This window comes from Streptosporangium subroseum (assembly GCF_900188345.1).
In the GTDB taxonomy this organism is placed as follows: Bacteria; Actinomycetota; Actinomycetes; order Streptosporangiales; family Streptosporangiaceae; genus Streptosporangium; species Streptosporangium subroseum.
In genome coordinates, this window is record NZ_FZOD01000014.1 from 113,569 (window position 1) to 139,172 (window position 25,604).

Consider the following 25,604-nt stretch of genomic DNA (forward strand, 5'->3'; position numbering starts at 1 on the left):
GCTCAGCGCACCAGCTTGTCGAGGGTGATCGGCAGGTCGCGGATCCGGACGCCGGTGGCGTGGTAAACCGCGTTGGCCACCGCCGCGGCGGTGCCGACGATGCCGATCTCCCCTACGCCCTTGCTCCCCATCGGGTTGAGGTGCGGGTCGTCCTCCTCGATCCAGAACGCGTCGATGTCGCGGACGTCCGCGCAGGCGGCGATGTGATACTGGGCGAAGTCGTGGTTGAGGTAGTCGCCGAACTCGTCGTCCATGATGCTCTCCTCCAGGAGAGCCATCGACAGGCCCATGGTCATGCCGCCGATGAACTGCGAGCGCGCGGTCTTCGGGTTGATGATCCTGCCCGCGGCGAATCCGCCGAGCAGCCGGAGCACCCGCGTCTCCCCGCTGTCGGAGTCCACGGCGACCTCGGCGAACTGGGCGCCGAAGGCGTGCCGCGAGAACCGCTGCTGCGCGTCGATCTCCTCGGTGGTGTCGGCGCTCGTCTCCAGGCCCGCCGCGGGCACCTCGCCATACCGCCGGTCGAGCTCCTCGGCCAGCGACTGGCAGGCCCGGACCACGGCCGTGCCCCACGAGGCGGTGCCCATCGATCCGCCCGCCATTATGGCGCTGGGCATCGCGCTGTCGCCGATCTCCACCCGGACCCGGCCCGGTGAGGTGCGCAGCGTGTCGGCCGCGATCTGGGTGAGCGCCGTCCGGGCGCCGGTGCCGATGTCGGAGGCGGCGATCCGTACGGTGAACATGCCGTCCGGATCACACCTGGCACTCGCCTGGGAGGGACGGCGGTAGGTCGGGTAGGTGGACGACGCCACCCCGGTCCCGATCAGCCACCTGCCCCGGCGCCGGACTCCGGGAGCGGGATCACGGTCGGCCCAGCCGAACCGCCGCGCTCCCTCGCGCAGGCAGGCCACCAGATTCCGCGAGCTGAACGGCAGGCCGCTCTCCGGGTCGGCGGCCGGCTCGTTGCGGATCCGCAGCTCGACCGGGTCGATCTTGCCGGCGACGGCCAGCTCGTCCATCGCCGACTCCAGCGCGAACATGCCCGGCGCCTCGCCGGGCGCGCGCATGTAGGTCGGTGTCGGGACGTCGAGCCGGACCAGCCGGTGACTGGTGCGCCGGTTGGGCGCGGCGTACATCACCCGGGTGGGCGTGGTGGTCTGCTCGGCGAACTCGTAGATCCTGGAGCTCTGCTCGAACGCCTCGTGCACGATCGTGGTCAGCCGCCCGTCGGCGTCCGCGCCGAGCCGTACCCGCTGGATCGTCGGGGTGCGGTAGCCGGTCACCGCGAACATCTGCTGCCGGGTCACCGAGAGCTTGACCGGGCGGCCGACCTGCTTGGCGGCGAGCGCCGCGACCACCACGGACGGCATAGGATTGATCTTGGATCCGAAGCCGCCGCCCACGTGCGGCGAGATCACCCGGAGGTTCTCGGGCGGCAGGCCGAACAGCGGCGCGAGTGTGTCGCGGATCGTCGACGCGCCCTGGGTGGAGTCGTAGAGTGTCAGCCCGTCGCCGTCCCACAGGGCGACCGTGGCGTGCGGTTCCATCGGGTTGTTGTGCTCGGCCGGAGTACTGTACGTCGCGTCCACCACGATCGGGGCGGCGGCGAACGCGGAGTCCGGGTCGCCCATCTCGGTGTCGGTCGGGTAGAACGGATTGACCTGGTCAGGCCGGTACATCCCCGGATGATCGACGCGCAGCTCGACGTCGTGCGGCTCGGCGTCGTACTCCACCCGCAGCCGCCGGGCCGCCTCCCTGGCATCCTGGAGCGTCTCGGCCACCACGACCGCGATGTACTGGCCGCGGTAGGCCACCCGAGGGGACTGCAGCACGGCCAGTTCGGCGTTCTCCGGCGTGGACAGCCGGGGCGCGTTGCCGTGCCAGATGGCGGCGATCACCCCGGGGAGCTGGACCACGGCGTCGATGTCGATCGAGCGGACCTCGCCGCGGGCGATGGTGGCCGGCACCGGTACGGCGTAGGCCAGGTCCTGCGGGGAGTGCTCGAAGGCGTACCGGGCCCGGCCCGTGACCTTCTCCGGGCCCTCGATCCGGTCCATCGTCGAACCGACGTACGGAATGGCCGCGGTGGTCATGATGCCTCCGTGAGATCTATGAGGGTGCGGACCAGGACGTTTCTGGCCAGCGGCACCTTGAACCCGTTGTCCCGCAGCGGTCGCGCCTGGGCCAGTTCGAGATCCGCGGCCCGCGTGAACTCCGTCGCCGTGGCCGCCGAACCGCGCAGCGCCTCCTCGGCGATCTCGGCCCGCCACGGCACGTGGGCGACGCCGCCCAGCGCGATCCGGCAGTCCCGCACCACACCGTCGGCCACGTCGAGCGCCGCCGCCACCGACACCACGGCGAACGCGAACGACGCCCGGTCCCGCACCTTGCGATAGTGCGACCGGGTCGCGAACGACAGCGCGGGCACCTCGACCGCGGTGATCAGATCGCCTGCCTCCAGCACGGTGTCGCGGTCGGGCTCGTCACCGGGCAGCCGGTGGAGCCCGGGCATCGGCACGGTCCGGGATCCCCGCCGTCCCTCCACGTGGACGATCGCCCCGAGCGCGGCGAGCGCGACGGCCATGTCCGACGGATGGGTGGCCACGCAGTCGCTGGAATGGCCGATGATCGCCAGGTTGCGGTGGTCGCCCTCGCGGGCCGGGCAGCCCGAGCCGGGCTGCCTCTTGTTACACGGCTTGGAGATGTCCTGGAAGTAGGAACAGCGGGTGCGCTGCAGCAGGTTGCCGCCGACCGTGGCCATGTTGCGAATCTGGCCCGAGGCTCCCGCGAGCACCGACTCGGCGAGCATCGGGTGGCGCAGCCGCACGAGCGGGTCGCAGGCCAGGTCGCTGTTGCGCACGCCCGCGCCGATCAGCAGGCCGCCGTCCGCGCTCTCCTCGATGGCAGAGGAGGAGATCCTCGTGACGTCCACCAGCATCTCGGGTGAGGCGACGCCCAGGCGCATCAGGTCGACCAGGTTCGTGCCGCCGCCGAGATACATGGCGTCGGGACGCTCGTCCAGCGCGGCCACCGCCGACCGCGCGTCTTCCGCTCTCCTGTAGTCGAAGGGTCTCATCGCGCCACCTGCCCGATGGCCGCGACGATGTTGACGTAGGCGCCGCAGCGGCACAGGTTGCCGCTCATCCGCTCGCGGATCTCCTCGTCGTCGAGCCGGGGCTCGCCGGTCACGTCCGCGGTGACGCTGCTCGGCCACCCGGCCGAGGCCTCGGCCAGCATGCCGACCGCCGAGCAGAGCTGCCCTGGCGTGCAGTACCCGCACTGGAAGGCGTCGTTTTCGATGAACGCGGCCTGCAGGGGGTGCGGTGTGTCGCCGTCGGCCAGTCCCTCGACCGTGGTGATCTCACGATCGTCGAGGGTGACCGTCAGTGCGAGGCAGGCTTTCATCCGCCGCCCGTCCACCAGCACCGTGCAGGCGCCGCACTGTCCGTGATCGCAGCCCTTTTTCGCCCCGGTCAGGTCAAGCCGCTCACGCAGCGTGTCCAGAAGGGTCTCCCGGGTGTCCACGGTGATCGGATAGCTGTCCCGGTTGACCGACAGCCGGAGATCCACCATGACCGGAGCCGAGACCGGGACTTCTTGCCCTGGGGTGTTCGGTTCGCTTTTCACGGGCGCTCTCCTACCCACTCGTCCTTCCGGCTTATCTCCGCTTTCGCCGACGAGCACTTGACCATTCCATGGTCCGTTGTGGGTCTGAGATGCCGAAATATCGTGAGATCAGGGTGCCTGGATCGGGCCGGGAGCAGGGTCGGGACGTTGACTTTCGCCCTGGTCCTGACCTGGGCCACCCGTCCTGGCCAGGACGTGAGGAAGGCCTTTCCCGACCATGGCGTGGTCGGGAAAGGCCTTCCTCACGCTCGGTCCCCGTTTCGCCGGACGAGTTCCGGAGCCCCGGAGTGAGACGGGGCTCCGGACCGCGCGGGGATCGGGGGACCGGGAGCGGCCGCTCCGGTGGCCGCTCCCTATGACGGGGAAGGGCACAGGGCATTCGATGGAGCGGGTCCGTGGAACTAGGGGTAGCTGACGAGGTTGGCGACGTTGGTGCTGGAGTTCGACGGGCCTCCCGTGTTGTTGATGACGTTCCTGATGGTTCCGACGCCGCCCAGCGACACCGTCACCATGTTGTGGAACTTCACGCCGGGGGTGTTCGGCACCTCGAAGGAGTGCGCCTCGACCACGCCCGGGTTGACGTTGAAGTAGGCGTAGCTGCCCAGACCCCAGGCCTCATGGCTGGTGACCGAGTTGGCCACCTTGTAGGCCGCGTAGCCCTGGGTGCCGCCGTTCATCCACGCCGCCTGGTTGGGCGGATCGTAGGGCAGCTCGTTCTGGTAGAAGTAGGTCCGGCCGCCGTTGCCGTTCCAGATCACCTGATACTTCTGGTAGTGCTCGACGAACAGGCCGTACATCGTGACGTTGTTGCCGTTGACGACCAGGCCGGTGTCGGCGGGGTTGGTCGTCCAGCCGACGGTGTTGGGGTGCTGGCTGTCGGAGTGGTCGGCGCGCCACAGCCACATGTGATCACCGATCACGTCGGAGCTGTTGACCTCGAGGCTCCTGGTGGCCTTGCCCGCGATCGGGCCGCCGATGCGGAAGTACACATCGTGCAGCGACGTCGGGTCGGCCGCGTGACTCGCGCTGGAGCCGGTCGGGCCGACCTGCATCAGCAGGGGCGAGTTGGTCGTGCCGGCCTCGATGAGGAGCCCGGCGATCTTGACGCCGTTGACGTCGGCGACCGACATGGCCATGACGCCGTTGTCCGCCTGCAGGGTGGCGAGGCCGAGGCCGAGCACCACGGTGTCGGGACGGGTGACCCTGATCGTGTCGGTGAGGTGGTAGACGCCCGGGGTGAACAGCAGGTTCTTGCCCTGGGTGAGTGCCGCGTTGAGGTCGGCCGCCGTGTTGTTCGGCTTGGCGACGAAGAACTGGTCGATCGGGATCGACGACCCGGCGGGGGCGCCGTTCGCCCAGGTCGTGCCCTGGCTGTTCGTCCGCAGCGCCGGGACGAACACCTGGTAGGCGCCGGCCTGGTTGATGTAGAGGAACGGCTTCTCACGGACCACCGGCACCGTGCCGACCGTGGTGAACGGCGGGTTGGGGAAGCTGTTCGACGGCGCGCCCACGACGCCCGCGAAGACCATGTTCCAGTTGGAGCCGCTCCAGCTGCCGAACTGGGAGCTTCGCGACAGCCATTGCTGCTGCGAGCCCGACCGCACCTGGCCGTCGATCTTGGAGTCGGAGATGAAGCCGCCGCTCGACCAGCCGCCGTCGTCCAGTTGGAGGTTGCCGCGGACGTGCATGCGGCGGTACTGCGCCGCCTGCGAGACCGCCCACCGGTCGGTGCCCGAGGAGGGATTCACCGAGAGGTTCTCGGCGCCGCGCCAGAAGTTCTGGGTCGCGTTGCCCTGGAACCAGTCGGCCTCGGCGTGCACGCCGCCGTTGATGGTGACGTTGTCGGGCGACAGGCCCAGACCCAGCACCTGCGTGTAGAAGCCGACGTTCACGTCGACGTTGTAGGAACCGGGCTTGAACAGCAGCGCGAAGCGGTTGCCGCCGAACTGGTTGGTCTGCTGCTGGCTGAACACCGAGTTCAGCCTGCTCTGGATCGTCGACGCCGGCGTCGAGGGGTCGAAGACGCTGACGTTGGGGCCGAGGTCGGGGGTACCGGCCGGCGGCGGGTCGGTCGGCGGGGTGGTGCCGCCCGACCCCAGGGTGAACGACTGGGCCGCGGTCCCGTTGCAGGCGTACTGCTGGACCCGCGCGCCGTCAGCCGTCGACGCTGCGGCCACGTCCAAGCACTTGCCGCTGTTGCGGTTGACGAAGTGGTAGGAGCCATTGGCCTCCTCCACCGGCTGCCACTGCTGGTTGTTGCCGCTGGAGTAGGTCCACAGCTGGACGGGGGCGCTGTCGGCGGTCGAGACGTCGGTGACGTCCCAGACCTGCGCGGCGTTGTTGTTGTTATTGACGCGGTAGTAGCCGCCGCTGGTCGCCTGGAGTTGCCAGAGCTGGGCCGTCGTGCCGTTGCACGCGTACTGCTGTACGGCGGTGCCGTTCGCGGAGGCCGCGGCCGCCGCGTCCACGCACTTGCCGCTGTTGTTGCTCACCACGGTGGTCCAGCCGGTGGGCAGGGCGGCCGCCTTCGCGCTCGCCATCGGCATTGAGGTCAGGCCCGCCGCGGCCAGCGCCGCCGAGACCAACGTGAGCGTGATGAGCCGCCGGTTGCGGCGTGGTGTGCGGTGGACCACGCCTGTCTCGTTGTGTCCCAGAGTCACGAAACCCTCCTCTGCCGCGGTGCGGCATCGCTGTCCAGTGGTGTAGCCGGTGCGTAGGTGGTGGACTCGTCCCGTCTTCCCGCGCGCGAACGGCACGGGCCGGCCAGGGCGGGCAGGCACGTCGAAGGTCCATCGGCGAGCGGAGCGTCCGTCTCCGGACGGAGACGCCGGTGCGGCCTCTGATGGAAAGGCGCGCCGGTGGACCCGGCTCCGCTTATGCCGGGATGTTCCGGCCCGTGATCGGTGTGCCGGCGACCGGGGATCTCGGTACGTCCACCGAGAGGAAGCTATGACTGTCAAGTTTAGGTGTCAATACTAGGATAAATATAAGACTTAAATTATTCTTAAGGACCGTTCCATAAGCTCATTCGGCCGTCAGAGCAGGGCATTTCCGCGCATGAGGGCGGCGATCGCCGATGCCGGAACCGAATCACAGGGGCTGACTCAAAGGGAAGGCCCCGCGGATTCCTTCCGCGGGGCCTTCGCCGATCGGATCGATCAGGAGGTACGGCCACGGCGCAGGCCGAGCGCGCCGATCACAACGCCGACGAGCCCGACCAGCAGGCCGGCGCCGCCGAGCAGGCGGGCGGTGCCGTCGGAGCTGTCCGCCGCGAGGGCGACCGGGGCCACCGACGGGGCCGTCGTGCTGGTGGAGGCCGCGGGAGCCGTCGCCGGAGTCGCGGAGGCGGCGGGCTCACTCCCCTCGGCGGGCGCGGGGGTGAGCTTCAGCGTCGGGGCGGGGCGCTCGGCCTCCGAGCCGTCGGCCTTGGGCTCATCGGCCCACTTCACGACCTCGCCGCCGCTGTAGGTCTGGGTCGTGGGGAAGACGAGCTGGTCGGTGTCCTTGGGCAGCGCGCCCATGGACACCTCGAACTCCTGGAACTGACCGGCCTCGATCTTCCCGCCCGACCAGGTGATCGTCGTGACGGCCTCGGTGACCTCGCCGTACTCGGTGGTGACCGGCTTGGGCAGCTTGCCCTCGACGACCTTGACCTTCCAGCCGGGAACCGGCTTGACCGAGACGAACGGCAGCGGGTGATCGAGGGGGAAGGAGACCTCGACCTTGTTGGTCGAGGCGTCGTCACGCTCGTTCGGGACCCGGAAGGCGACCTTCGTGAAGCTGCCCTGCACGGCGGTGCCGGGGTTGATGGTGACGTGTGCGAGGGCCGGCAGGGCCAGGCCGAGGGTGAGGGCGGTCACACCGGCGGTGACGGCCACCAGGCGGCGGCAGGCATGGGAAAGCGACATGGGAGTTCTCCACTTCGGTACTTCGGAATCTGGGGATTTTGGGCTTGCGCGATCACGGCAGGCCGGGCCGTCCGGTCTCCCGGCGCTCCGGGAGACCGTGGTCTCCGGGGGGCGGGCAGGGCTGGACGGGGAGGATCAGGCATGCCGGACCGGCGCCGGGCTGTGCGGTGGCGATGGCCGTACGCCGGAGCGCGCGGCGACCGTGACCGTATGCCGGCCCACGGCGGTCACAGCGGTCACAGTGGCGACATCGGTGACAGCGGTGACAGCGGTGACGGAGGTCAGACGGCGGGCAGTGGAGGACCGCGCCGGCTGACGGAGTGACGGAGGAGAACGTCACGCACCGGGACGGGCGTGACGGGGGAGGGCACGGCGCGCGGGAGGGCGACGGCCACGCGCGGGGGCCTCAGCAGCCGGAACATCGCGCTGAGGCGGTGCCGCGCCGAGTGGAGCAGCGCCCACAGGGCGGCCTCGCCGCGGGCCAGCCACCAACCGGTGATCAGCGTGGCGGTGAGGTGCGCGACGAGCATGCCCAGGCTCTCGCCGAAACCCCTGCCGTGTGAGTGCGGGACCAGCGAGACCCCGGCGGGGCCGTCGAGGGCGAACAGTTCGTGCAGGGCCAGCTGCAGGGCGGAGAGCCCGACGCTGATCGTCGCGGTGGAGCGTTCGCGCCCGGCGAGCAGCATCGTCATGAACATGACCGCCGACCCGCCGGCGGCCACCGCCCACGGCGCGGGCCCCGAACCGCCCGCGGCCACGTGGCCGAGGACGGCAAGCGTCACGCAAACGGCCGAGAAAGCGGCCGCACGCATGAGGCGTAGGGGGAGATGGGCGCGCATGGTGACCCATATGCTCTCATGCCTTTTCGACGCCTGCCGTTCTGAGGTTTTTGTCGCTATGGTTGCCGCGACAAGCGCTTCAAGCCCACGACAAGCGCTTCAAGCCGAGGTGGTGGCTATGCGGCACTTCTTTGGGCTGCTCATCGGGTTGGTCATGACAGCCGTGCTGCTGTTCGGCGGCGGATGGGCGGTGCAGGAGGCCGGGGCGAGCCTGACCCCGCTTCCGGTGGAGAGCGGCTCGAAGACCTGGATCGCGCTGGGGGTCATGGCCGTGATCGGGCTCCTGTTCGGCCTGGTGATCGCCGGCCGGGTCTCCCCCCTGGCCGCCTTCATCCCGTCGATGGTCCTGCTCGCGTGGACCGTGGTCTACGCCCTGGACGTCAGGCGGGCCATGGGCCTGATCCCCGACGACCCTGCCTTCCACGAGGAGCTGCTGCAGGCCGGCCGCGGCATGGGCGTGCTCCTCACCACGGGCGTTTACGCCCTCCTCGGCATCGCCCTGTTCCTGCCCGTCCTCATGCCCTCCCGCTGGGCCTCCCGGGTCCGCGCGGATGAGGAAGAGGCGTATGAGGAGCCCGGCAACCAGGGGTACTACTAACCACTGGGCTCCGTCTTCGACCGGATCGCGCCCCGGCGGGAACGACGCGGATGTGACCACGGCTCCGTGGGGGGAACGGATCACCGCACCCGTGCCGGAGATGGGCCTGATGCCGCGCCTGCCGCTGCTGTACGGTTCGCGATGTGAGGTACTACGTCCGCGTCTGCATTGGTTCGCTGATCTCCCTGGTCTGCCTGGGGTTCGCGCTCTACGCGCTGTATGAACTGGTCCGCGGCGGTAGCTGTGCCTCGGGCGGCAACTACGTCTCCGTGCGCCAGTGCGCGCCGGGCTCGGAGAAGTGGGCCTGGGTGCTGCCCGGCTCGATCATCGGCGGGCTCCTCAGCTTCTTCCTGGGCACGTTCAAGGGTTTCGGGCCGCCGCCCACGGCCGACGCGAGCCCCGCCGGGTTCGCGGCCGGGACGGAAGCCCGTACGGCCACCGGTGCGGCGCCGTCTGGCCAGGCTGACCTCTTCGGTGGCAGAGTGGTCGTGATGCGGGGGCAGCTGATCCCCGAGGAGCGGGGAGCTGCGTCGTCGGGGTCCGGCCGGAACGCCGCGTCCGGCGCCGATCCGCTCGACCAGCTCCGGAAGCTTCAGGCGCTGCTCGACGCGGGCGCGTTGTCCCGCGCGGAGTTCGAGCGGGCGAAGGCGAAGATCCTGGCGGAAATGTGATCGCCGGCCGGGGGTGAGACAGGGGCCGCGGCGTCCCGGCGAGGCGCCGATACGGGCGGCCGAGGCACCGGGTGTGTCATGGCGAGACCACGCTGGCCAGGGCTTTTGTCAAAGTAAAGGCTTACCCTGGGAGTGATACGGCCACCTTGTCAACCGATTTCTGACATACCGTAATGAAATGGACAGTGACAATCTCCTCGGTGAGTTCCTGCGTGCGCGGCGTGAGGTCACCACCCCCAGGCAGGTAGGACTGCTGCATTCCGGTCCTCGCCGGACGCCGGGACTGCGCCGGGAAGAGCTGGCGATGCTGGCGGGGGTCAGCACCGACTACTACATCCGCCTGGAGCAGGGGCGTGAGCGCCATCCCTCCGAGCGGGTCCTCGCTTCCCTGGTGCGGGTGCTGGGCCTCGGCCCCGAAGCCGCGGCACACATGTACGAACTCGCTCATCCGAGGCCGCGGCAGCGCAGAGCGGCCGGTGAGGTGGAGCGGGTCAGCCCGGACCTGCTGAGGTTGATGCGCAGCTGGCCGGACACCCCGGCGCTCGTGTTCGGCCGCTGGATGGACGTGCTGGCCACCAATCCGCTGGCCGCGGCACTCTACGACGGGCTGGAGCACGCGGACAACCTGCTCCGGCTGGTCTTCCTGGAGCCGGCCGCGCGCGAGTTCTACCGCGACTGGGAGAAGGTCGCCCGAGGCAAGGTGGCCCACCTGCGCGCCGCCGCCGGAGCGGACCTCGACGACCCGTACCTGACCGAGCTGGTCGACGAACTCTCGTTCAACAGCGCGGACTTCTGCCGGCTCTGGGCCCGCCACGACATATCCGGCAAGACTCGCGAAGCCAAGCGCTTCCATCACCGCGACGTCGGCGACCTGACCCTCATCGGCGAGGTGTTCAACGTCAACAGCGCCCCCGGCCAGCAGCTGCTCATCTTCCAGGCCGAGCCCGCCAGTCCCTCCGAGCAGGCCCTGGCACTGCTGGGCAGCCTCTCCGTCATGACGGCATGACACGCCGTATCCGCACGCCGCGACTCCCGGCTCCCGGCTCGCCCCTGGATCAGACAACTGTTCATTTTGATGCATTGCACATCTTCTACCCCTTTTGGGACTCGTGCGACGAGTGAACATGAAGGTGCCTCCGCGGATCAGGCCTCTGCCGCGCAATGACCTGACCGTGGTGAGCAGCACACATCCTGGAAGGAAGACATAGTGAGGTTCGTGCCGCGCCTGCGTTCGATCCAAGCGCGCTACACGACGACCGCGACCGCGCTCCTGCTGATCGTCCTGATCGCGGTGAGCGCGAGCTCCGACCTGGCCATCCGATACAGAATCCAGGACGACGCCTTCAACGACGCCGAACGGGTCGCCAGCCAGTGGAGCGCGGCGGTGCGCAACGGCAACATGCCGAGCCTGATCCCCACCTCCACGGGCGTCAATCTCATCCAGCTGGTGGATGCCCGCGGCAAGGTCCTCGGAGCCAGCAGGGAGGCGTGGGGCAAGCCGCCGCTGAGCGTGATCCGGCCTCCCGCCGACGATCGGTTCCAGAGGCTGACCGACGGATGTCTCATACTGATGGCCATCCGGGTCTCTCCCACGGCGGACGCTCCGGTCGTCTACGCGGGCATCGAGGAACCGTCCATCCTTCGCAAGCACCGCCTGGAGTACTTCTTCGCCGGAAGCGCCCTCATCCTCCTGATCTTCGCCGCCTGGATGACGTGGGCCGTGGTGGGCCGGACGCTGCGTCCGGTGGCGGCGATCCGCGAGCGGATGTCGGAGATCACGGTGAGCGATCTGAGCCTGCGGGTGCCCATGCCGCCGGGTGAGGACGAGTTCGCGCTGCTGGCCAGCACCGCCAACCAGACCCTGGCCCGGCTGCAGGAGGCGGTGGAGCAGCAGCGTCAGTTCGCCTCCACCACCTCCCACGAGCTCAGGAATCCCATCGCCGGCCTGCGCACGCAGCTGGAGGAGGCGCTGCTCTACCCCGACGACGTCGATTCGCGCGAGACCATCCAGGGGGCGCTGTCGGCGACGGGCCGGCTGGAGGCGATCGTCAACGACCTGCTGCTGCTGGCCCGGCTACGTGTCGCCGACCCGGCGGCGCGCGAGCTGGTCGACATCGGCAAACTCGTGGAGGAGGAGGCGGAGGCCCAGACCAACGGTGTGCCGGTATACGTTCACGCCTCCTCCGGCGTGTGGGTCTGCGGCTCCCAGATCCAGTTGATCCGGGTGGTGGGCAACCTGCTGAGCAACGCGCGGCGTCACGCCGACGTCAGCGTCAGGATCTCCGTGGAGTCCGTCGACGGCCAGGCCGTCGTGGCGGTGGTCGACGACGGCGCCGGCATCGCACCGGCCGATCGCGAACGGGTCTTCGAACGCTTCACCCGTCTGGACGACGGGCGACGCCGCGACTCCGGCGGCAGCGGGCTCGGCCTGGCCATCTCCCGCGACATCGTCCGCTCCCACTACGGCACCCTGCGGATCGAGGACTCGCCGCGAGGCGCCCGGTTCGTTCTCCGGCTGCCGTTGATGGACGCCGAGCGCACCGTTCCGCCTTCTCCGCAGGAGACCTCCCCCCAGGAAACCCCTCCGCGGGAGGCTTCCCCTCAGCACACCCTCCCGCAGGACGCCTCCCCGCCGGGAGCCTCCGTCGAGGATCGCGGCGTTCAGCCGCTGTAGAGGCGCGTGACGACGCCCTCCATGGACTCCTCGTCGGGGGCGGTGGCGCGCAGGTCGTCCAGGGTGCCGTCGAAGGCGAGGTGGCCGTGGTCGATGACCATGACCCTGCGGCAGAGTTTCTCGATGTCGCCCAGATCGTGGGTGGTGAGCAGGACGGTGGTGCCGCGGTCGGCGTTGAGGTGGCGGAGAAACTCGCGCATCGCGGCCTTGCTCACCACGTCGAGGCCGATCGTGGGCTCGTCGAGCACCAGTACGGCGGGGTCGTGGAGGAGAGCGGCGGTGATGTCGCCGCGCATGCGCTGACCGAGACTGAGCTGGCGGACCGGTGTGCTCATGAACTCCGCGAGGCCGAGGAGCTCGGTCAGCTCGGCGAGCCGCCGCCGGAAGTCGATTTGATCTACTTTGTAAAGATGGCGGACCAGTTCGAAGCTGTCCTTGAGCGGAAGATCCCACCACAGGGTCGTCCGCTGCCCGAAGACCACGCCGATCCTGCGGGCCAGCGCCATGCGGCGGCGCGTCGGGTCGAGCCCCGCCACCTGGATGCGGCCCGAGGTCGGCGCCAGGATGCCGGTGAGCATCTTGATGGTGGTGGACTTGCCCGCGCCGTTGGGGCCGAGGTAGCCGACGAACTCCCCGGCCTCCACGGTGAACGACAGATCCCGTACGGCGTGCACGGTCTTCCTGGCCTTGCGGCGGCCGACGGTGAACGAGCGGCCGACCCGGTTGAGTTCGATCATGTTCAACTTCCCGTCGAGCGGTAGCGGCGGATGCCCGCCCGCCAGGCGAGGGCGGCGGCGACGGACAGGACGACGGCCGCCAGGGGCGCGGCGAAGCGGAGCCAGTACGGCAGGCCGAGGGGGTCCGGCCGGTCCAGGACGAACAGGGCGGGCTGCCAGTTCACGAAGGCCAGCGGCACGATGAACGTGACGCCCTTGACGAGTTCGTTGCCGTACACGCTCAGCGGATACTGGGTGAGCGCGCTGCCGCCGTAGGTGAAGGCGTTGGCCACCTCGGGGGCGTCGGTCAGCAGAAACTGCATCGCCCCGCCGAGGGTGAAGATCGAGGCGAAGATGACCGTCCCGCACAGGATCATCACCGGGATCATCCAGGCCCTGCCGGCGGGCAGGCCGAGCTGGGGCAGGGCGATGGCCAGCACGACGGCGGCCTGGGCCAGCCTGCCGAGGCGCTGCACGCTGAAGCGGTCCGTGGCCATCTGGACGAACGCGCCGGCCGGGCGGATCAGCATGGTGTCGAAGGTGCCGGCCTTGATGTGCTGGCTGAGGCGTTCCACGTTGCCGAAGAGGATGTCGCTCAGGGCGAAGGACAGGCCGGCGGCGCCGTACAGGAACATCACCTCGGCCAGGTCGAACCCGCCCAGGGATCCGACGTGCTCGAAGATCACCCAGATCGCCGCCACGTCAAGCCCGCTGACGATGAACGAGCCGATCACCATCATGATCAGCGGGCCGGGGTACTGCGCGGAGGCCCTCAGCCAGGTCCAGGCGAGCAGGAGATACGTTCTGACCATCAGGCGCCCACCCCCGCGGTCTCCGGCTCGGGGACGCTCACGTCGTCAACCACCCTGGACCACGACCTTCCTGCGGGCCGAGCGGGTGACGAGGGCGCCCAGGAGCAGCAGCGCCACCGCCCAGGCGCTCTGGAAGCCGAGGGCCTCGAGGACGTCCCGCTTGCCGAGATAGACGTCGGCGGGGACCTGCACCATCGCCGACCAGGGGAGGGCGGCCGCCACCGTGCCGAGCCGGCCGGGGAACAGGTTCAGCGGCAGGACCATGCCGCTGAAGAAGAACGTCATCACCAGCGACAGGGACTGGACGCCCCGGTCGTCGATGATCCAGCAGGCGGACAGCGCGATCAGGTAGCGCCAGCCGAAGCTGACGATCACTCCCAGTACGAAGCTGGCGAGGAAGAAGGCCCAGGTCGCCGGGTCGATCGGCACGACGAGACCGAACAGCGCGGCGCCGACGATCGTCGGCGGCAGGCTGCGCAGCAGGAACAGGTAGGCGGCCCGGCCGAGATCGTCGGCGAGGCTCCACATCTGCAGTGACGCCGGGCGGATGAGGTCGATGGCGACGTCGCCGGTGCGGACCCGTTCGGAGATCTCCAGGCCGCCGCCGAAGACCTGCATGGGGCCGATGAAGGCCTGGCTGAGGAAGCAGAAGGTGACGGCGTCGGCGATGTCATATCCGGCGAGTCCCGGGCGGGCCTCCCACAGGGCGATCAGGACGTAGGCGCGCAGGATCCCGAAGACGGTGTTGGTGAAGGCTCCGGCGATGGCGGCGGCGCGGTAGGTGGAGTGGCGGCGGAAACCATACGCGGCGATACGCATGTAGAGCAGGAAGACTTCCTCCTGAGGGCGCTAGGACAACCCTCCTATCGTCCTCGGTGCACCTTGCCCGGGCAATGGATTTTTAGGCATCCGGTCGGCTGACGGAGGAGAGGCAAGTTAAAACTGGGGAAGGTTGATATATATCCGTAATCGTCATGAAATGTCCTATTCAGATAGAATCATGTTCTGGCTAGGGAAAACCCTCTGCGGGGGCGCTCATGCACGATGAGATCGATGTGGACGTCTGTCCTGACTATCCGCTCAGCTGGCAGGCTGCGGCGCTCAGCGCGATCATGCGCCGCACCTTCAAGCCGATGTCCGGCATTCTCCTGAGGACCGGTATCGGCGTCATGGCGGTCTCCCGCATCGCCGCGCTCGCGGGAAAGGTGCCGCTCCGCCTGCCCGCCCACGTGAGCGTCGTGCGGGATGAGGTCGGGGCGTGCTCCGGCGAGTGGGTTCGCGCCGGGCAGGAGCTGGACGAGGGCAAGGTGCTGCTCTACTTCCACGGCGGCGGCTACTTCGCCTGCTCCCCGGCGACCCATCGACCGATCACCTGGCGCCTGTCGGCCGCGGCCCGGCGTCCCGTACTGGCCGTCGACTACCGCCAGGGCCCGGTCCACCGGCTGCCCGAGTCCCTTGAGGACGCGGTCGCCGCCTACCTGTGCCTTCTGGAGCGCGGCTACGCCCCCGCAGACATCCTGCTCGCCGGTGACTCCGCCGGTGGCCATCTCACCCTGGCCACGCTCCTGGCGCTCCGCGACCGAGGCCTGCCGCTGCCCGCGGCCGCCGTGTGCCTGTCGCCGTGGACCGACCTCACCGACGTGCCCCACCAGGTCAACAGCCTGCTCGACCCGATGATCTCGGCCGGACGGGTCGACTGGCTCGCCCGCCGCTGGACCGTCGGCCTCGATACCCGCCATCACCTGGTCTCCCCGGTGTTCGGCGACTACACCGGGCTGCCGCCCCTCATGATCGTCACTGGTTCCACCGAGGTCCTCCGCGACGAGGGCCGCCGCGTCGCCGAGCGGGCCCGCTCGGGCGGGGTGCCGGTCACCTACGAGGAGTGGCCCCGCATGCCCCATGCCTTCGCCATCCTCGCCGACGTCGTCCCCGAGGCCCGCCGGGTCTTCCTGCACATCGCCAGGTTCCTCAGCGCGGCCCAGGTCCTCGCCGCGGACGATCCCGGGGTGCGGGATCTCGCCACGTACGACCCCGCCGTCCAGGACCCCGACATGTACGGTCCCCTGGGTCAGGACCTCGCGGGGGAGCCCGTCGCGTACGACCCCGCCGTCCAGGACCCCGCCGCGGACGATCCCGGCGCGCGGTCCGACGCGTCCGCCGTCCAGGATCCGACCGCGCGACCCGGCTCCGCCGCGGCCTGAGGCCGCCTCCGCCGTCCGGTGCGGCGGAATCCCCGAAGTCGGTGAATTTCGCCGATGTCGTGACGGCGACCGGATTTCACCGGTGTGGTGACGGAGGCCGACAGGGGGCTGTCATAGCTGGTCACGGCGTCACATCCCGTACCAGAAAGCACTCTTCGCACCACGGGTGCCTTACCTTGAGGGATCATTCGCCTTACCTGTCATATCCCTTGTGAGCGGTCGGGAGCGAAGGCCCCTCGATTCCCGCCACAGTGTGCTTGCCATAGCTCGCACACGAGAGGCTCAACCAGGATGGCACGTGGCGGAAACGGCCCCATGAACGGCATGCCGCCCGGTGTGCGGCCCCTGACCGTCGGGGACCCGGTCATCATCGGCCGTTACCTTCTGCTCGGCCGCCTCGGGGTCGGCGGGATGGGCATCGTCTACCTGGCCGAACACCCGCAAGGTGGTGTGGTAGCGCTCAAGACGCCACATCCCATGCATCTCAACGATGCCACGCTTCGAGCCCGCTTCGCGGAAGAAGTGGAATTCTCCCGGCGAGTGGTGCCTTTCTGCACCGCGGCGGTGGTGGAGGACGGCACCGACAAGGACCGGCCCTATCTCGTCTCCGAATACATCCGCGGTCCCGCGCTGTCCCAGGTGGTGTCCGCCCACGGTCCCCTCACCCCGGACCTGGCGTACGGCGCCGCCCTGGGGGTGGCCGCCGCGCTGATGGCGGTGCACGAGGCCGGACTGGTTCATCGTGATCTCAAGCCGGGCAACGTGCTGCTGTCCGACACCGGGCCACGGCTGATCGACTTCGGCATCGCCAGGGACGTGGACACCCTCGCCGCGCACACGCAGGCGGGGCAGGTCATGGGCAGCCCCGGCTGGGTCGCCCCCGAGCGGCTCACGGGCGGTCCCGCGCTTCCCGCCTCGGACGTCTTCGCCTGGGGCTGCCTGATCGCCTACGCCTCCACCGGTCACCATCCCTTCGGCGGCGGCGAGTTCGACGCGCTGACCCGGCGCATCCTGGTCGAGCCGCCGCGCGTCGCCTCGGTGCCCGCGCTGCTGCGTCCCGCCGTCGAGGCGTCGCTGGCGAAGAACCCCGGCCACCGGCCCCGGGCCGACGAACTGCTCGGCGCGCTGCTCGCGGCAGGTGGCGTGGGCGACCCCTGGGATCACCGCGTCGCGGTCGCCGAGGTGCTGGCCGAGATCTGGACGCCGGTGCCCTACCCGCCGGGAGCCGGGCACGTGCGACCGGCGGCCGCCGAGTCGGTGCGAGATCAGCTCTCGGTCCCCTCGAAGGTCTCCCGCCGGGCGCCGCGCAGGAGCGCGCACCTGTCGCAGGCGAGCTTCGCGGCGCTGGCCACGGTCTCCATGGCGGCCGTCACCGTGGTCGCCGCCGCGAGCGGGACCGGCACCGACGAGGGCGCGGGCGTTCCCCAGCGGATGCCGATGGTGATCCAGAGCGAGGGCACGACCCCGAGCTCGGTCCTCCGTGGCAACCCTCCGCCGGAGGGCAGGCCGCAGATGCCCCTTCCGGTGACCCCCGCCACGGTCCTGGTCACCACGACCCAGACCGTCTCGGCGCCCACCCCGGACGCTGGTGACCGCGAGGATCTCTCTCCCGGGCAGCCGTACGGACCGGACGGCCGGCCCGACGAGAACGAGGACGAGGGCGGCAACGGCGGCGGCAACGGGGGCGGGGGCGACGACGAGCCGCAGACCTGTGCGGGCGCGAACGCGAAGAACAAGCCCAAGGCCCGGAGAAACGACTGCCCGGCGACGTCGAGCACCCCCCGGCCCTCCTTCACCCAGATCCCGCAGACCGGCGACGGCGAGAGCCCGTCCCCGACGCCGACCACCCCGATTCCCTCGTCGACGGTGATCACGCCGCCGCCGAGCTCCGGCCCCTCGATACAGATAGGAGATTGATCACTTACTCGGGCGGTTCCAGGTGGGACAAACTGGTGCATCCGTTAAAGTGAACGCCGCAGGTCGAGGCGGAGGGGGAGACCGATGGGCGAGCTTGTTCGGGGTCCGGTGGAGCTGAGCGGTGTCGGCGTCCGAGTGGTCGGGCGGACGCTGCTGGACGACATCGACTGGCGGGTGAACTACGGAGAGCACTGGGTGATCCTGGGGCCCAACGGCGCGGGGAAGACCACGCTACTGTCGCTGGTGGCCGCCGTGCGGCATCCCACCGAGGGAGCCGTCACCGTGCTCGGCCAGCGGCTGGGCCGGGTGGATCTGAGGGAGCTCCGCCGCCACATCGGCCTGGTCGCCGCCAGCCAGCGGCTCGTCGACGAGGAGCTGATGGAGGAGGAGGGCGCCACGGCGCACACCGTCGTCCTGACCGGCCACACCGGGACCAGCGCCCCGCTCTGGGGCCGGTACGGCCCCGCAGAGCACGAGCGCGCTCACCGCCTGCTGGCCGACATGGGCTGCAAGGACCTCGCCGACCGGCCCTTTCGCGTCTGCTCCCAGGGCGAGCGGGCCCGGATCCGCATCGCCAGGGCGCTGATGGTCGACCCGGTGATCCTGTTGCTGGACGAGCCGTTCGCCGGGCTCGACCTGCCCGGGCGTGAGGACCTGATCAGCGCGGTGGAGGATCTCGCCACGACTCGCCCGGCGTTGACCACGGTCACCGTCACCCATCACCTGGAGGAGGTCCCGGCCACCACGACCCACGCCCTGCTGATGCGCGACGCCCGCATCCAGGCGAGCGGTCCGGTGACGGAGATCCTGACAGATGAGAGCCTGTCGGAGTGCTTCGGCAGGCCGTTGCGGATCGACGCCCACGACGGCCGCTGGTCCGCCCGTGCGCTACGTGATCGCTAGAGCGTGTCCGATAAGTGATCATGAGATGATCGTTCATGGTAAGTCGCGGTGAGCCGACCGACGGGGCCTGACGGGGATCGGACCGTCAGTCCTTCTTGCGCTGCCGGATGAGACCCATGAACCCGGGGCTCGGCTTGAACTTGGCCGTCCAGGTCTCGGCGATCTCCAGGGGCTCGCCGGTCTGCGGGTTGCGTCCGGTCCGTGCGGGCTTGTGCACGATCTCGAAGGATCCGAAGCCGGGGAGCGCCACCTTGTCCTCGGCCGCCACGGCCGTCTGGATGGTCCCCAGGATCGCTTCGAGAGCCGCGGCGGTCTGCCGCCGGCTGAGCCCCGCCTCGGCCGCGGCCTTCTCGATCAGCTCGCGCTTGTTCATCTGAATCCTTCCGGCATGAAGACCTCAGGATCAGCTTATGGAGGAAACGCGTTGTGATGTCGCACGGCTCGGCGCCGGATTTCAGGCGGGTTCGAGGCGTGTTCCGGGTGGGCGACGATCAGCGGGGAGGTGCGATGCCGGGGCCGTCGTGCTTGGCGAGTGCCTGTCATCTGCGGTGAGGTGACAGGCACTCGCCCTCGTGTTCAGCGGTCGGACTGGGCGGCCAGCCGTTCCGCCTCCGTGTGTAGGGCCTCGACGAGGATGAGCTCCAGACGGAGGTCTTCGTCAACGAGGCCGACCAGAACTTCCATCGAGCCTCCCTGCATACTCGGACGCCCCAAGGAGCTCAGAAGTTCACATGTGTACCGAACAAGCCTCGACAAGACTCAGCCGTGACCCGACTTTGATCGTCCAGGCGGCCGTCTCACGGCGTCTTCACGAGTTCGGCCAGGTCGACGAGCTTGTCGACCTCGCGCACGTCCGCGCAGTAGGCCATCAGAATCCGCTCCCCGCCGATGCGCCGTGTGACCCGCAGACATGGGCCGTCGTCGAAGACGACGGCCTCCACCTCGATGCCTCCCGGCCCCTGCCAGATACCCATGAGCACGAGGCTACGGAGAGACAGGTAAGACGGGGGTAACCAAACGGGCATATCGTGATGCTCTGTACAGGTCCGGCCTTCCCCACAAGCCGGGATGATTAATCGGGTCGCTGTGGGTAACAGAATGCTGTAATTCACGTAATCAGGGAGAAATCAACATGGCTTTGCCCAAGCTAACCCCCGAACAGCGTCAGGCTGCCTTGGCTAAGGCGGCCGAGACCCGTACGGCCCGCGCCAAGCTTCTGGCCGAGGTCAAGGCAGGCGCGCTCAGCCTCGAACAGCTGCTTGGCCGGGACGACGACATCGCCAAGCGCATCAAGGTGTCCCAGGCACTGCGGGCCCTGCCCGGAATCGGCAACGTGAAGGCTGCCCAGCTGATGGAGCAGGCCGACGTGGACGAGGCCCGCCGTCTCGGCGGACTCGGCACGCAGCAGCGCCGCAAGCTGATCGAGGCCGTCACCAGCTGAGATGGCCGGGCACACCGTTCTCGCGGGCCGTGCCCTCGCTCCCGTGACGGGTTCGGGAGCGGCCCGCGGAACACGAGAAGCCCCGCCGGACGGATTCGGAGATCTGAGAATCCGTGGGCGGGGCCTCGGTCACCGGCCGGTCATCGAACTCGCCCGAGGAGTCGCCTCAGGCTCCCCGGGAACGTCCGGTGAGTCTCGGGGTCCGGGAAGGGACTTCGATGGGCCTCAGTGGGCCTCCGCGAACTGCTCCTCCTCGGTGGAGCCTCGCAGGGCCGTCGTGGAGGAGTCCGGTGCGATGGCGGTGCTGACCAGATCGAAGTACCCGGTGCCGACCTCACGCTGGTGGCGGGTGGCGGTGTAGCCGTGCGCCTCGGCGGCGAACTCGGCCTCCTGCAGCTCGACGTAGGCGCTCATCCCCTCCTCGGCGTAGCCGCGGGCAAGGTCGAACATCGAGTGGTTGAGCGAGTGGAAACCCGCCAGCGTGATGAACTGGAACTTGTAGCCCATGTGGCCGAGTTCGCGCTGGAACTTGGCGATGGTGGCGTCGTCCAGGTGCTGCTTCCAGTTGAAGGAGGGTGAGCAGTTGTAGGACAGCATCTGGTCCGGATACTCGGCCTTGATGGCCTCGGCGAACGCGCGGGCCACATCCAGGTCCGGGGTGGAGGTCTCCATCCAGAGCAGCTCGGCGTGGGGCGCGTAGGCCAGGCCCCGGGCGATGCAGGCGTCGACGCCGTTGCGGACGCGGTAGAAGCCCTCCGCGGTGCGGTCGCCGGTGGTGAAGGCCTGGTCGCGGGGATCGACATCGCTGGTCAGCAGGGTCGCGGCCTGTGCGTCGGTCCGCGCGATGATCAGGGATGGGACGTCCAGCACGTCCGCCGCGAGGCGGGCGGCGTTGAGGGTCTTGATGTGCTGGCCGGTCGGGATCAGCACCTTGCCGCCCAGGTGGCCGCACTTCTTCTCCGAGGCGAGCTGGTCCTCCCAGTGCACGCCCGCCGCACCCGCGGCGATCATTCCCTTCATCAGTTCGAAGGCGTTCAGCACGCCGCCGAAGCCCGCCTCGGCGTCGGCCACGATCGGGGCCAGCCAGTACGGTGCGTTCTCCTCGCCCTCCGACCAGGTGATCTGGTCGGCGCGGAGCAGCGCGTTGTTGATGCGGCGCACGACGGCCGGGACCGAGTTCGCCGGGTAGAGGCTCTGGTCGGGGTAGGTCTGCCCGCCGAGGTTGGCGTCGGCGGCGACCTGCCAGCCGGACAGGTAGATCGCCCTGAGGCCGGCCTTGACCTGCTGCACGGCCTGGTTGCCGGTCAGCGCGCCGAGCGCGTGCACGTAGTCCTCGTTGTTGAGCAGGTCCCACAGCCGCTCGGCGCCGAGCCGGGCGAGGGTGTGCTCCTCCTGGACGGACCCCCTGAGCCGGACCACGTCCTCGGCCGTGTAGGTCCGCTCGATGTCCTTCCAACGGGGGTTGGTCTCCCACTCGTGCCGCAGCTCGTCTGCGGCTCCCTTGAGGCGATCATTCATGTGCCGACTCCTTTTCGTCCCCTGGGTGCCTTGTGCTGAGTGTGTGCCCCCATCGAAAGGGGCGAATAGGTCAATTTTCGCGTAAGAAGCGAAATTTTTATTCCTGCGGCAATACCGTCTGGTATTCAGCGGAGAAGAAAGTAAGAGTTTTCGCTATGGACTAGACCAATCCGAGGGAGACGGGCGCCGGTGCTCGCGGGGCTTTGAAATTTCTCCCGAAATTTCGCTTAGCATCGTGGTATGGCATCTTTGGTCGGTGAAGAACCGCTGTCCTTGACCCAGGAGCTCGATCTCATCGCGTTCGGCCAGCGCCTCCGACACCTGCGCAAGCAACGCGGTCTCACCCTCTCCGACCTGGGCGAACGCGTCAGCCGCGCACCCAGCCAGCTCTCCCTGCTGGAGAACGGCAAGCGCGAGCCGAAGCTGTCGCTGCTGAAGTCCCTCGCCACCGCCCTCGGCGTGCCGGTCGAGGAACTACTCCGCCGCCAGGCTCCCAACCGGCGGGCACAGCTGGAGATGGCCCTGGAGGAGGCGCAGCGCGACCCGCTGTACGCGGGGCTCGGCCTGGCCAGGCTGAAGGTCTCCGCCCGCGTCCCCAACGACGTGCTCGAACACATCCTCGGCCTCTACGGCGAGCTGCGGGCGCGCCAGGCCAGGGGGACCGCCACCCCCGAGGAGGCCAGGGCCGCCAACGCCGAGCTCCGGCGCAAGCAGCGCGAGCAGGGCAACTACTTCGCCGAGATCGAACAGGCCGCGGCCGAGGCGCTCGCCGCGGTCGGCTACCGTACGGGCGCGCTGTCGCAGAGCACCGTCCAGGCGCTGGTGACCCACTTCGGCTACACCGTGCAGACCGTCCAGGACCTGCCGCGTACGGTCCGTTCCATCTCCGACCTGCGCAACCGGCGCATCTACGTCAAGCACGAGCAGGTCGGCATGCACACCCCGCGCACGATCCTGCTGCAGACGCTCGGTCACCTCTCCCTCGGCCACCACAAGCCCCGCGACTTCGCCGACTTCCTGCGCCAGCGGACCGAGGCCAACTACTTCGCCGCGGCCATCCTGGTGCCCGAGGCCACCGCCGTGCCGTACCTGAGGGAGGCCAAGCAGGACCGGGCGCTGAGCGTGGAGGACCTGCGGGACGTCTTCGCCGTCTCCTACGAGATGGCCGCGCACCGCTTCACCAACCTGGCCACCCAGTTCCTCGACCTGAACTGCCACTTCGTCCGCAACAACGCCGGCGGGATCATCTACAAGGCCTACGAGAACGACGGCATCGTCTTCCCCGCCGACGAGCAGGGCGCGATCGAGGGCCAGCGGATGTGCCTGCAGTGGTCGGGACGGCAGGTCTTCCTGTCGCCCGACAGGTTCTCCGTCCTCTACCAGTACTCCGACTCACCCACCGGCACCTACTTCTGCGTCGCCCACGTCGACCCTTCGAGGGAGCGGGACTTCGCCATCACGCTGGGCGTGCCGTACCGCGAGTCACGCTGGTTCCGCGGGCGGGAGACCACCAACCGCACCAAGTCGGAGTGCCCGACCGGCGACTGCTGCCGCCGCCCGCCCGCCGAGCTCACCCAGCGCTGGGAGGGGTACGCCTGGCCGTCGGCCCGCGGCAACTCGCACGTCCTGGCCGCGCTGCCGCCCGGGTCCTTTCCCGGCGTGGACGAGGCGGACGTCTACACCTTCCTGGAGCGTCACGCGCTCAGCTAGAGCGTGCGACGGATCCTCCCGGAGCCGCCGCACGCCCGGCGGAAGCGTGACGGGCCTTTTCCGGAGCCATCGCACGCCCGACATGTCTTCTCTGAGCCGTCACGCGCCCGGCGGCTGGGAGCGTGTCAGTCTGAGCGATGGATGGCCGTAGAACTGGTAGGCCGCCAAGGTGGCGGGTGACTGGGAGCGCAGGGAGCGCAGGACCTCGGCCGGGGGCTCGCCGCCGAAGCAACGGCCGTAGAACCCCTGCGCCAGGCGTCCGCCGACGGGGCCGTCGGACCAGAGCGGGGCGACGACCCCGCTCGCGCCCGCCAGCAGGAACGCCTGGGGATCGCCGCTGCCCTCCAGGAAGACGAACGGCGCGCCGCCCAGACCCTGGCCCGGGGCCGAGGGCGTCGAGTCGGCGGCCGCGAAATGGATGATGTCCGGTGACCGGCCGAACATGTTCAGGATGTCGCCGAACAGGGGAGCGACCTGTGTGGCGCCGTAGGCGGTGACCAGCGAGTGGGCCTCCGCCGCGCTGTACACGACCGCCATGCTGTCGCCCCTCACCCGTACGGGCGGGGGCAGTTCGGGACGCCGCCCGCCGATGGGCCAGCGGCCGGTCATCGTCTGGCAGTTCAGGTAGCGGGGAACGGAGGGGTCGACCGGCTGCTCCAGAACGGCCAGCTCCCAGGGAACGTGCGGCTCCTGGGAGAGGATCAGCACGCTCGGCCGGCGCGGCGCCACCCGCCCGGCCACCGCGTTCAGCAGGTCCCAGAACCCCCGGGGGATCTTCGAGGCGACCCGCCGGCCCACGTCCTCGGAGAGGTGGCCCCGCTCCGTGAGGCGCCGGCCGAACTCCGAGGTCCGCATGCCGAGATCGCTGCTCTCCGCCTGGTCGGGGGTGATGAAGTGCGGGGACTGGTAGGTCCACCACAGCCGCCCCGGCCGGTCGCCGTGGACGATGACCACCGTGATGTCCGCGGGCTCCTCCAAGCCGGTCAGCCGGACCCGGGTGCCCGCGACCGGCTCGGGAGGGACGTTCTGGCCGAGCTTGCCGGGAGAGTCGAGGACCGAGATCGAACGCACGCCGAAGCCGGTCACCTGGCCGTGCACCGAGTGGATCGTCTGGATCTGCCGGACCGTCTCCGGCTGCTCCTGCGGAAGGGCGATCAGGTTGAGCGTCGCCTTCGGGTACGGCGAGGCACCGTCGGCCAGAAGTCGCACCCGCCACCCGCCGGGCGCCTCGAACCCCTCCGCGATGATCTGGACGTCCAGGTCGACGGGCTCACCGGAGGGCGAGGCCGCCGCACCGCCGCCGCCCTGTCCGGGGGAGAGGCCGACATCCACCTCGACGCCCCAGCCCCCGACCACCTCGGCCAGGCTCTCGATCAGCGGAAACGCGTCCTGCGTCCGCCGATCGGCGGGGGCCGCGTCCCGTTCCCCCCGGCGCCTGCGGAAGGCGTCGGTCAGCCGGCCGATCATGGAGGGGCCGCGATCGGTGGCCGGAGCCGCGGGCGCGGAGGGAGGCTGCTCGAGCGAAGACGCGTGCGGACCGCTGGACAGCAGCCAGTCGGCGCCTCTGGAGCCGGCATGGGGCAGGCCGGGGTCGGTGGACCCGGCCGATGACGGTCCGGTCGATGACGAGGCGGCCGACGGCGAGCCGGGGCTCGGGGCGGCCGGTGGCCAGTCGGGACCGGCGGAATCTGCGAGCGACGGGACCAGCTCCTCGGCGGTGACGTGGTTGTTCAGGCGGAGCAGCATGGCGAGCCGTTCCCAGGCGGGACCGTACTGGGCGATGAGCATGATGACGGCGTCGGCGAGCGACCCGGGAGGCTGTTTGCCCTCCTCCGCCAGGAGAAGGTCCAACCGGCCGCGGAGCTCCTCGGACGCGCCGCCCATCAAATGGTCGAGCTCGTCACGGACAGTGTGTGCCGCCCTCACCACGGCTACCGGGTTCATCCCGCCCCCTTGCTGCGATATAGACCGATCTTCCCACCTCTCCGAGGGGGACGGGAGCCGGTGCTCAGTGCGAATCGGCGCCACATAAGGTGATACCCGTAAGTTCCGAGGTGATGGGAAGGATG

22 protein-coding genes are annotated in these 25,604 nt (G+C 69.5%); 9 read left to right on the forward strand and 13 right to left on the reverse strand.

All coding sequences use genetic code 11. The features are described 5' to 3' along the window. Positions 1-2: 2 nt before the first annotated feature. The 6 genes from CHC08_RS16810 to CHC08_RS16835 all read right to left on the reverse strand — a co-directional run bounded on the left by CHC08_RS16810 (position 3) and on the right by CHC08_RS16835 (position 8,317). Positions 3-2,093 carry a xanthine dehydrogenase family protein molybdopterin-binding subunit gene (locus tag CHC08_RS16810; RefSeq protein WP_089208223.1) on the reverse strand — a complete coding sequence of 697 codons (2,091 nt, stop codon included), beginning with the start codon at positions 2,091-2,093 and terminating at the stop codon, positions 3-5. After that, positions 2,090-3,076: an FAD binding domain-containing protein gene (locus CHC08_RS16815; RefSeq protein ID WP_089208224.1), complete on the reverse strand. Its 987-nt coding sequence runs from the start codon at positions 3,074-3,076 to the stop codon at positions 2,090-2,092. The genes CHC08_RS16810 and CHC08_RS16815 overlap by 4 nt, the downstream gene beginning before the upstream one ends. Continuing rightward, complete coding sequence (locus tag CHC08_RS16820) at positions 3,073-3,573, reverse strand: 2Fe-2S iron-sulfur cluster-binding protein (RefSeq protein ID WP_089208225.1); 501 nt, start codon at positions 3,571-3,573, stop codon at positions 3,073-3,075. Before CHC08_RS16820 ends, CHC08_RS16815 begins: the two co-directional genes overlap by 4 nt. Positions 3,574-4,028: 455 nt before the next feature. Further along, the gene (locus CHC08_RS16825; protein ID WP_218825337.1) at positions 4,029-6,287 is read right to left on the reverse strand and encodes an RICIN domain-containing protein; all 2,259 of its coding nucleotides are present in this window, start codon (positions 6,285-6,287) and stop codon (positions 4,029-4,031) included. A gap of 498 nt (positions 6,288-6,785) precedes the next feature. Next, entirely contained in the window at positions 6,786-7,535 is a 750-nt protein-coding gene (locus tag CHC08_RS16830) for a YcnI family copper-binding membrane protein (RefSeq protein ID WP_089208226.1), read from the reverse strand. Positions 7,536-7,816: 281 nt separating this feature from the next. Further along, positions 7,817-8,317 carry an MFS transporter gene (locus tag CHC08_RS16835; RefSeq protein ID WP_245878366.1) on the reverse strand — a complete coding sequence of 167 codons (501 nt, stop codon included), beginning with the start codon at positions 8,315-8,317 and terminating at the stop codon, positions 7,817-7,819. Between the two features lie 175 nt (positions 8,318-8,492). Between CHC08_RS16835 and CHC08_RS16840 the strand changes: the two genes are divergently transcribed. The 4 genes from CHC08_RS16840 to CHC08_RS16855 all read left to right on the forward strand — a co-directional run bounded on the left by CHC08_RS16840 (position 8,493) and on the right by CHC08_RS16855 (position 12,317). Then, positions 8,493-8,972: a hypothetical protein gene (locus CHC08_RS16840; RefSeq protein WP_089208228.1), complete on the forward strand. Its 480-nt coding sequence runs from the start codon at positions 8,493-8,495 to the stop codon at positions 8,970-8,972. 143 nt (positions 8,973-9,115) lie between these two features. Further along, positions 9,116-9,643 carry an SHOCT domain-containing protein gene (locus CHC08_RS50710; protein ID WP_089208229.1) on the forward strand — a complete coding sequence of 176 codons (528 nt, stop codon included), beginning with the start codon at positions 9,116-9,118 and terminating at the stop codon, positions 9,641-9,643. Between the two features lie 178 nt (positions 9,644-9,821). Continuing rightward, positions 9,822-10,649 (forward strand): helix-turn-helix transcriptional regulator, encoded by an 828-nt coding sequence (locus CHC08_RS16850; protein ID WP_089208230.1) that lies wholly within the window; start codon positions 9,822-9,824, stop codon positions 10,647-10,649. 210 nt (positions 10,650-10,859) lie between these two features. Next, the gene (locus tag CHC08_RS16855) at positions 10,860-12,317 is read left to right on the forward strand and encodes a sensor histidine kinase (protein ID WP_143653241.1); all 1,458 of its coding nucleotides are present in this window, start codon (positions 10,860-10,862) and stop codon (positions 12,315-12,317) included. Here the strand turns inward: CHC08_RS16855 and CHC08_RS16860 are convergent. Genes CHC08_RS16860 through CHC08_RS16870 form a run of 3 tightly spaced genes read right to left on the reverse strand, consistent with a single transcriptional unit; the run spans position 12,305 to position 14,664 of the window. Beyond that, the gene (locus CHC08_RS16860) at positions 12,305-13,054 is read right to left on the reverse strand and encodes an ABC transporter ATP-binding protein (protein ID WP_089208232.1); all 750 of its coding nucleotides are present in this window, start codon (positions 13,052-13,054) and stop codon (positions 12,305-12,307) included. The two genes, CHC08_RS16855 and CHC08_RS16860, sit on opposite strands and share 13 nt — an antisense overlap. 2 nt (positions 13,055-13,056) lie before the next feature. Continuing rightward, positions 13,057-13,845 (reverse strand): ABC transporter permease, encoded by a 789-nt coding sequence (locus CHC08_RS16865; protein ID WP_089208233.1) that lies wholly within the window; start codon positions 13,843-13,845, stop codon positions 13,057-13,059. Between the two features lie 45 nt (positions 13,846-13,890). Then, positions 13,891-14,664, reverse strand: a complete 774-nt coding sequence (locus CHC08_RS16870; RefSeq protein ID WP_089208234.1) for an ABC transporter permease — start codon at positions 14,662-14,664, stop codon at positions 13,891-13,893. Between the two features lie 218 nt (positions 14,665-14,882). On the opposite strand from CHC08_RS16870, the gene CHC08_RS16875 reads away from it, so the two are divergent. The 3 genes from CHC08_RS16875 (at position 14,883) to CHC08_RS16885 (ending at position 18,866) form a co-directional block, all read left to right on the forward strand. Continuing rightward, positions 14,883-16,046, forward strand: coding sequence for an alpha/beta hydrolase (locus CHC08_RS16875; protein WP_245878367.1), 1,164 nt, complete (start codon positions 14,883-14,885; stop codon positions 16,044-16,046). Positions 16,047-16,361: 315 nt separating this feature from the next. Continuing rightward, positions 16,362-17,963 (forward strand): serine/threonine-protein kinase, encoded by a 1,602-nt coding sequence (locus CHC08_RS16880; RefSeq protein WP_179282076.1) that lies wholly within the window; start codon positions 16,362-16,364, stop codon positions 17,961-17,963. 84 nt (positions 17,964-18,047) lie between these two features. Then, positions 18,048-18,866, forward strand: a complete 819-nt coding sequence (locus CHC08_RS16885) for an ABC transporter ATP-binding protein (protein ID WP_089208236.1) — start codon at positions 18,048-18,050, stop codon at positions 18,864-18,866. Between the two features lie 85 nt (positions 18,867-18,951). On the opposite strand, the gene CHC08_RS16890 is transcribed toward CHC08_RS16885, so the two are convergent. Both CHC08_RS16890 and CHC08_RS49610 read right to left on the reverse strand, forming a co-directional pair. After that, positions 18,952-19,239, reverse strand: a complete 288-nt coding sequence (locus tag CHC08_RS16890; RefSeq protein ID WP_089208237.1) for an HU family DNA-binding protein — start codon at positions 19,237-19,239, stop codon at positions 18,952-18,954. 424 nt (positions 19,240-19,663) lie between these two features. After that, positions 19,664-19,840: a hypothetical protein gene (locus CHC08_RS49610; RefSeq protein WP_162641846.1), complete on the reverse strand. Its 177-nt coding sequence runs from the start codon at positions 19,838-19,840 to the stop codon at positions 19,664-19,666. Between the two features lie 158 nt (positions 19,841-19,998). Between CHC08_RS49610 and mihF the strand changes: the two genes are divergently transcribed. Beyond that, a complete protein-coding gene (gene mihF / locus CHC08_RS16900) occupies positions 19,999-20,307 on the forward strand; it encodes an integration host factor, actinobacterial type (RefSeq protein ID WP_089208239.1) in 309 nt (102 codons plus the stop codon). A 225-nt stretch (positions 20,308-20,532) separates the two neighbouring features. On the opposite strand, the gene aceA is transcribed toward mihF, so the two are convergent. Beyond that, positions 20,533-21,825, reverse strand: coding sequence for an isocitrate lyase (aceA, locus tag CHC08_RS16905; protein WP_089208240.1), 1,293 nt, complete (start codon positions 21,823-21,825; stop codon positions 20,533-20,535). Between the two features lie 240 nt (positions 21,826-22,065). On the opposite strand from aceA, the gene CHC08_RS16910 reads away from it, so the two are divergent. Then, complete coding sequence (locus CHC08_RS16910; protein WP_369986512.1) at positions 22,066-23,535, forward strand: helix-turn-helix transcriptional regulator; 1,470 nt, start codon at positions 22,066-22,068, stop codon at positions 23,533-23,535. A gap of 99 nt (positions 23,536-23,634) precedes the next feature. Here the strand turns inward: CHC08_RS16910 and CHC08_RS16915 are convergent, their stop codons facing one another. Beyond that, on the reverse strand, positions 23,635-25,479 hold the full coding sequence (locus CHC08_RS16915; RefSeq protein WP_143653242.1) for a CHAT domain-containing protein: 1,845 nt from the start codon (positions 25,477-25,479) through the stop codon (positions 23,635-23,637). Between the last annotated feature and the right edge of the window lie 125 nt (positions 25,480-25,604).